A 2,333-nucleotide genomic window follows, 5' to 3' on the forward strand; every position below is an offset into this window, starting at 1 on the left:
GCTGGACGAGCCTTTTACCGGGGTGGACGTGAAGACCGAAGAACAGATCATCGCCCTGTTGCGCGAGCTGCGGGCCGAGGGCCGGGTGATGCTGGTTTCCACCCACAACCTGGGCAGCGTGCCGGAGTTCTGCGATCGCACCGTTCTGGTCAAGGGCACGGTGCTGGGGCACGGCCCGACCGCAACAACCTTTACCCGCGAGAATCTTGAACACGCCTTTGGCGGGGTGCTGCGCCATTTCACCCTGGGCGGCCAAGCGCTGCATGACGACGGCGACACCCGCGAGGTCACCATCCTGACCGACGATGAGCGTCCCTTTGTGCAATACGGTGAAAAGACCCAGACCAGCGAGAGCCGGGAACAGGAATGATGGAATATCTGCTGGAGCCGTTCTCCTATGGCTATATGACCAATGCGATGTGGGTCTCGGCGCTGGTCGGCGGCGTCTGCGCCTTCCTGTCGGCCTATCTGATGCTCAAGGGCTGGTCGCTGATTGGCGATGCGCTCTCGCACTCGGTGGTGCCGGGGGTGGCGGGAGCCTATATCCTGGGCCTGCCGTTTGCGCTGGGCGCCTTCATTGCCGGCGGGCTGGCGGCGGGGGCGATGCTGTTCCTGTCGGAGCGTTCCGGCCTCAAGGTTGATGTGATCATCGGATTGATCTTCACCTCCTTCTTCGGCCTTGGGTTGTTCATCGTCTCGATCAGTCCGATGTCGGTCTCAGTCCAGACCATCACCATGGGCAACATCCTGGCGATCACGCCCGAGGATACGCTGCAGCTGGCAATCATCGGCTTTGTCTCGCTGGCGGTACTGCTGGCCAAGTGGAAGGACCTGATGGTCACCTTCTTTGACGAAAACCACGCCCGCACCATCGGGCTCAAGCCCGGGCTGCTGAAGACGGTGTTCTTTGTGCTTCTGTCGGCCTCCGTCGTGGCGGCAATGCAGACCGTCGGCGCGTTTCTGGTAATCGCCATGGTGGTGACGCCGGGTGCCACCGCCTATCTGCTGTGCGACCGGTTTCCGCGGCTGATCATGGTGTCGGTGCTGATCGGTGCCCTCACCAGCTTCTTTGGCGCCTACGCCAGTTATTTTATGGACGGTGCCACCGGCGGCATCATTGTGACCCTGCAGACGCTGATCTTTCTGACGGTCTTTGTCTTTGCTCCGAAACACGGGCTGCTGGCCGCAAAACGCAAGGCGCGCGAGGCATTGAAACGCGGCCCCGCCGCACAAGAGGGAGCTGTGTGATGGACTTCGAAAGCCTTTTGATGCCGTTCCAGTTCGCGTTCATGCAGAACGCTTTTCTGATCTCGATGATAGTTTCGGTTCCGACGGCGCTGCTCTCGTGCTTTCAGGTGATGAAGGGCTGGGCGCTGATGGGCGATGCGGTCAGCCATGCGGTGCTGCCCGGTATCGTTCTGGCCTATATCGCAGGGCTGCCGCTGATCCTGGGCGCTTTTGCTGCGGGCATGCTCTGTGCGGTTGCCACTGGCTATCTGTCCGGCAATAGCCGGGTGAAACAGGACACGGTGATGGGGGTAGTCTTCTCCGGCATGTTCGGCCTCGGTATCGTGCTCTATGTCTCGGTTGAGACCAACGCACATCTGGACCACATACTGTTCGGCAACATGCTGGGGGTGGAGCCGAATGAGCTGTGGACCGCGGGCATCATCTCGCTGGGTGTTGGCGCGGCGCTGGTGCTGAAATGGAAAGATCTTGTGCTGCACAGTTTTGACCCCGCTCAGGCGCAAGCCTCCGGCCTGCCGGTGACAGTGCTGCACTACGGGCTGCTGGCGGCGCTGTCGCTGACGATTGTGGCCACCCTGTCCGCGGCAGGGCTGATCCTGGCGATTGGATTGCTGATTGCGCCGGGTGCCATCGCCTTTCTGGTGGTGCGCAAGTTCAGCACCATGCTGTGGGTCTCGGTTCTGGTCTGCATGGTGTCGATGCTGGCGGGCACTTATGCCAGCTTCTTCCTCGACAGCGCGCCGGCTCCGACCATCGTGCTGATCCTGACATTGCTGTTCATCCTTGCGTTTGTGCGGCGGCTGCATGTGACCCGCCGCACGTCGAAGCAGCGAGTCAGGGATACTTCAGGGATCGTGTGATTCAGGCGCTGCCGGGCCTGGCCATTTCCAGCAGCCATTCGCGCACCAGTTCGGCGTTGGGAATCAGGTCCTGGCTCTTGGACCAGACCAGATAGAACACTGATCCGGTGGTCCACGACCAATCCTGGCGCGCGGCCAGCAGCCCTTGTTTGATCAGCGGCTCGGTCACATGCTGCCAGCCAAAGGCAAAGCCCTCGCCGGCGATGGCCGCCTGCAGCACCAGCG

3 protein-coding genes and 1 pseudogene are annotated in these 2,333 nt (G+C 61.6%); 3 read left to right on the plus strand and 1 reads right to left on the minus strand.

Translation table 11 applies throughout. The features are described 5' to 3' along the window. The 3 genes and pseudogenes from VOI29_RS24180 to VOI29_RS24190 form a co-directional block, all read left to right on the plus strand. Positions 1–370 (plus strand): annotated as a pseudogene (locus VOI29_RS24180) (manganese/iron ABC transporter ATP-binding protein); the annotation flags it as partial. Further along, positions 370–1,248: a metal ABC transporter permease gene (locus VOI29_RS24185; RefSeq protein ID WP_323784410.1), complete on the plus strand. Its 879-nt coding sequence runs from the start codon at positions 370–372 to the stop codon at positions 1,246–1,248. The pseudogene VOI29_RS24180 and the gene VOI29_RS24185, both read left to right, overlap by 1 nt. After that, positions 1,248–2,108 (plus strand): metal ABC transporter permease, encoded by an 861-nt coding sequence (locus VOI29_RS24190; RefSeq protein ID WP_323784406.1) that lies wholly within the window; start codon positions 1,248–1,250, stop codon positions 2,106–2,108. Before VOI29_RS24185 ends, VOI29_RS24190 begins: the two co-directional genes overlap by 1 nt. Before the next feature lies 1 nt (position 2,109). Here VOI29_RS24190 and VOI29_RS24195 read toward each other — a convergent pair. Next, a partial coding sequence (locus VOI29_RS24195) for a LysR substrate-binding domain-containing protein (RefSeq protein WP_323784408.1) occupies positions 2,110–2,333 on the minus strand: 224 nt, incomplete at its 5' end.

The organism is Leisingera sp., assembly GCF_034669605.1.
Classification (GTDB): Bacteria; Pseudomonadota; Alphaproteobacteria; order Rhodobacterales; family Rhodobacteraceae; genus Leisingera.

Bases quoted from the DNA above. Each gene is read 5' to 3' on its own strand.
- VOI29_RS24185 (WP_323784410.1), top strand. From the start codon at position 370: ATGGAATATCTGCTGGAGCCGTTCTCCTATGGCTATATGACCAATGCG.
- VOI29_RS24190 (WP_323784406.1), top strand. From the start codon at position 1,248: ATGGACTTCGAAAGCCTTTTGATGCCGTTCCAGTTCGCGTTCATGCAG.